We start from the raw sequence: 2010 nt of genomic DNA, 5'->3' as shown, positions 1-2010 counted from the left end.
TACGCCAAGCAGGCCGCCGGGGAGATCTCCGGCCTCACCGGCGTCGACGACCCCTACGAGGCCCCCATCAACCCTGAACTGCGCCTGCAGACGCAGGGCCGCGCCGTGGCGGAGTCCGCCGCCGAGCTGCACGCCTTCCTGACCGAGAGGGGCCTGGCATGACCACCGCCACCGACCGTCACGTGCGCACCGACGACCCGGACCAGAACGCCGGGGGGCCGTTCACGCTGTCCCACCTGGACGCGCTGGAAGCCGAGTCGGTGCACATCTTCCGCGAGGTCGCGGGGGAGTTCGAACGCCCGGTGATCCTGTTCTCCGGCGGCAAGGACTCCATCGTCATGCTGCACCTGGCCCTCAAGGCCTTCGCGCCCGCACCGGTGCCCTTCGCCCTGCTGCACGTCGACACCGGGCACAACTTCCCCGAGGTCATCGCCTACCGCGACCGCGTCGCAGCCGAGCACGACCTGCGCCTGCACGTCGCCCACGTCCAGGACTTCATCGACCGCGGCGTGCTGCGCGAGCGCCCCGACGGCACCCGCAACCCGCTGCAGACCGTGCCGCTGCTGGACGCCATCGACAAGAACCGCTTCGACGCCGTCTTCGGCGGCGGCCGCCGCGACGAGGAGAAGGCCCGCGCCAAGGAACGCGTCTTCTCCCTGCGCGACGAGTTCGGCGCCTGGGACCCGCGCCGCCAGCGCCCCGAACTGTGGTCCCTCTACAACGGCCGCCACGCGGTCGGCGAACACGTACGCGTCTTCCCCCTGTCCAACTGGACCGAGCTCGACGTCTGGCAGTACATCGAACGCGAAGGCATCGAACTGCCGCAGATCTACTACGCCCACGAGCGCGACGTCTTCGCCCGCAGCGGCATGTGGCTGACCGCCGGCCAGTGGGGCGGCCCCAAGGACGACGAACCGGTCGAACGGCGCCTGATCCGCTACCGCACCGTCGGCGACATGTCCTGCACCGGCGCCGTCGACTCCGACGCCACCACCATCCAGGCCGTCATCGCCGAGATCGCCGCCAGCCGCCTCACCGAACGCGGCGCCACCCGCGCCGACGACAAACTCTCCGAGGCCGCGATGGAAGACCGCAAGCGCGAGGGGTACTTCTAACCATGACCACCACCGTCCAGAACACCACCGCCACCTCGCTGCTGCGCTTCGCCACCGCCGGCTCCGTCGACGACGGCAAGTCCACCCTCGTCGGCCGACTCCTGCACGACTCCAAATCCGTCCTCGCCGACCAGCTCGAAGCCGTCGAGCACGCGTCCCGCAACCGCGGCCAGCACACCCCCGACCTGGCCCTGCTCACCGACGGCCTGCGCGCCGAACGCGAACAGGGCATCACCATCGACGTCGCCTACCGCTACTTCGCCACCCCCCGGCGCCGCTTCATCCTCGCCGACACCCCCGGCCACGTGCAGTACACCCGCAACATGGTCACCGGCGCCTCCACCGCCGAACTCGCCGTCGTCCTCGTCGACGCCCGCAACGGCGTCGTCGAACAGACCCGCCGCCACGCCGCCGTCGCCGCCCTCCTGCGCGTGCCCCACGTCGTGCTCGCCGTCAACAAGATGGACCTCGTCGACTACGCGGAGCCCGTCTTCGCCGCCATCGCCACCGAGTTCACCGCCTACGCCGCCTCACTCGGCATCCACGACGTCCTCGCCGTCCCGATCTCCGCCCTCGCCGGGGACAACGTCGTCGACCCGTCCGCGCACATGGACTGGTACGGCGGCCCCACCCTGCTGGAACACCTGGAAACCGTCCCCGTCGGCACCGACCCCGGCGACGAACCCGCCCGCTTCCCCGTCCAGTACGTCATCCGCCCGCAGACCGAGACCCACCCCGACTACCGCGGCTACGCCGGCCAGCTCGCCTCCGGCGTCCTACGCGTCGGCGACCCCGTCACCGTCCTGCCCTCCGGCCTGACCAGCACCGTCGCCGGCATCGACGCCCTCGGCCGGGAGACCGACACCGCCTGGGCACCCCAGTCCGTCACCGTCCG

At 71.3% G+C, this 2010-nt stretch carries 3 protein-coding genes; all 3 read left to right on the top strand.

The window, feature by feature from the left end:
- On the top strand, positions 1-162 hold a 162-nt coding region (locus ACIQI7_RS38915; RefSeq protein WP_401119603.1), incomplete at its 5' end, for an adenylyl-sulfate kinase.
- Complete coding sequence (gene cysD / locus ACIQI7_RS38910) at positions 159-1115, top strand: sulfate adenylyltransferase subunit CysD (protein WP_401119600.1); 957 nt, start codon at positions 159-161, stop codon at positions 1113-1115. The genes ACIQI7_RS38915 and cysD, both read left to right, overlap by 4 nt.
- A 2-nt stretch (positions 1116-1117) precedes the next feature.
- The coding region (locus tag ACIQI7_RS38905) for a sulfate adenylyltransferase subunit 1 (RefSeq protein ID WP_401119598.1) at positions 1118-2010 on the top strand (893 nt) is incomplete at its 3' end.

This window comes from Kitasatospora sp. NPDC092039 (assembly GCF_044756065.1).
In the GTDB taxonomy this organism is placed as follows: domain Bacteria; phylum Actinomycetota; class Actinomycetes; order Streptomycetales; family Streptomycetaceae; genus Kitasatospora.
This window is presented reverse-complemented; position numbering and strand designations above follow the sequence as displayed.